Below are 2,584 nucleotides of genomic sequence, written 5' to 3' on the forward strand. Positions count from 1 at the left end.
GGCGTGAAGCGTGCCTGCGTCAAGGCAATGCCATAAGCCAGAAAGTTGACTTGATACCGAAGCGCCGCCGTCTGAAATTGATCGCGTTGCTCGAATCCCGAAAATTCATCGAAAGGTTGCAGAGCCCGATCGAGTGCGAACCTCAGACGACGCAGATGCGCCAAAGACATTTCCGGTTTTTGCCTTGATGGTTGGGCTGTGAAGATCACGTCCAATCGAGCCATTTGTCGGACCAGGTAATCGTTATCGATGCGCCTTTGCCGGCCTGAAAACATAAACCAGGCCAGCATCGACAGGCAGCCCGCCGCAGCAAACAGCGCGAGCACGCAGTACACATTAAGAACCACACCTGGCTGAATTGCACCATGGCTCATGCTCGCGGCCCAAAACGCCGAACCGAGCCAAACAAGCGGAGGCAGCAACACATTGCCCGTGCCAAACCAGACCAACAGCGCAAACGCCAAGGCACCAACCGAGCACAGCCAGGCGGCTATATGACCTATGCCACTGCCTGTGCAGATATCGGCGTGCGCCAGAAATCCGCCGCCCGGCACCATCAACCCCAAGCCGAAAATCTGCAAGCCATCCTGATGCCCGAAAAGCAGCAAAGCCGAGCCGCCCGTAACGAGCAGCAGATACAGTATTAAAAGTCGGACAGTCTTTCTTGTCGTTACCGGACCGAAAATTCGTGTGTATGGCGGAAGAGTAGCGACGCTACGGATTGAACTCACAGACCGACCTTTCTTCGAAATGAAAACACCAGGTTGATGCACTCGGCTTTCGATAGGTGCAGTCTGATACGCGCCTGTGAGGTCTTGATGAACTGTATGAAGTGGGTGTGAAGTCGAGATCAATTGCGCTGCATCGACCCAATAGCCCGTTTTGAGTTTCGGGTGTGTGAATCTGCATCAAGTGCGCCGCTGTTTCCGCCATTCTTGCCTCGAGTATTGGCAAACAGCCGGCTTCCTGGAGGAAGAACCTCACGCACTACGACCTGCCGTTGGCAGCGTTTGGCTCGTCAGTGGGCGCGACCACCAGCTGTCGAATGTGGGACAGCGCTTTCACCTCGAGAGCGTGTCAGGTTCAGCGCAATTCACGTGAGAAGGCTCTTCTGTGTGCAGAAGATGACTAATCTCGGACGCCCTGATCAGGGCGCTGGTAGCGACCCTACCATTACCAAATCTTGGGGCGCTCGATCATGGAACTCGTACTTTGCGCCGAACAATAAAAAACCGCTGCTGGATTTCTCCGGAAGCGGCCTTGAAGTTTCGACCGGGTGACCAGGTCGGATATGTAGCGTCAGGTCAGGTGCGGGCAGCCCGCAGCTTCATCGAGAATTCGCGCAAGGCGGCGATACCGCTTTCCTCAGCACGGTGGCACCAGGCCTGCAGGTCCGCAGCCAGCTGCTCACGGGAAGCGGAAGTGGTCAGCCACATCTGGCGCAGTTCTTCCCGCATGGTGACCATCTTGTCCAGCACGGGGTGTTCGGCGCGGGCCTGCGCCAGCTGGGGTTTGGCGGCGGCCGGCACCTTGTCGTCATCGCGGTGCAGCCAGCGATTGGCTGCGCGCAACACGGACACGTCGGCTTTCTTGGCCTTCAGCACTTCGAGTTCGGCCCTGCCGGCGCGGCGCAGTTCGCGCGCGAAACCCGCCATGACTTCGTAGCGATGGGCGATCAGGGCTTCCAGGGTTTTTTCATCTGCCACAGGCTGGATGGAACCCAGCTGGAGCTTGGGGGGGACCTTCTTGACGGAGGCCAGGCCTACTTTTTCCATGGCACGGATATACACCCAGCCGATGTCGAATTCGTAGGGCTTGACCGAGAACTTGGCCGACGTCGGGTAGGTGTGATGGTTGTTGTGCAGCTCTTCGCCGCCAATCATGATGCCCCAGGGCGAAATGTTGGTGCTGGCATCAGGCGCCTCAAAATTGCGATAGCCCCAATAGTGACCAATGCCGTTGATGATACCGGCCGCCGTCACGGGGATCCAGGCCATTTGCACGGCCCAGACAGCCAGGCCTGCAGCACCGAAGAGCGCCAGGTCGATGATCATCATCAGGCCCACGCCCTGCCAGCTATAGCGGGTGTAGACGTTGCGCTCAATCCAGTCATTGGGCGTGCCGTGGCCGAACTTGGCCATAGTTTCCTTGTTTTTGCTTTCGGCACGGTACAGCTCGGCGCCTTCCCAGAAAACCTTCTTGATGCCGTAAGCCTGCGGGCTGTGCGGATCTTCAGAGGTTTCGCACTTGGCGTGGTGCTTGCGGTGAATGGACACCCATTCCTTGGTGACCTGGCCCGTACCCAGCCAGAGCCAGAGACGGAAAAAATGCGAAGGAATCGCGTGCAGGTCCATGGCGCGGTGCGCCTGGTGACGGTGCAGATAGATGGTGACGCTGGCAATGGTGATATGGGTGGTCACCAGCGTGTACAACACGATTTGCCACCAGCTGGCGGCAAGCAACCCATTGGCAAGCCAGTCGAGGGCCGCATCAAACAAGATCATAAAAATCCTTTAAACAATCTGAAGCAGTCGCCCATCCAGATGTGTCTCCAGGCGCTGCAAAAAATAACCATTTATTGTAA

At 57.2% G+C, this 2,584-nt stretch carries 2 protein-coding genes; both read right to left on the reverse strand.

The window, feature by feature from the left end; all coding sequences use genetic code 11:
• On the reverse strand, positions 1-731 hold a 731-nt coding region (locus AC1DWI_RS19430; RefSeq protein WP_477725494.1), incomplete at its 3' end, for a hypothetical protein.
• Between the two features lie 573 nt (positions 732-1,304).
• Entirely contained in the window at positions 1,305-2,504 is a 1,200-nt protein-coding gene (locus AC1DWI_RS19435; protein ID WP_457279495.1) for a DesA family fatty acid desaturase, read from the reverse strand.
• Positions 2,505-2,584 lie beyond the last annotated feature (80 nt).

The sequence above is a fragment of the Polaromonas sp. P3_C2 genome, from assembly GCF_056402675.1.

Coding starts and splice junctions, on each gene's coding strand:
- AC1DWI_RS19435 (WP_457279495.1), bottom strand. CDS start 2,504: ATGATCTTGTTTGATGCGGCCCTCGACTGGCTTGCCAATGGGTTGCTT.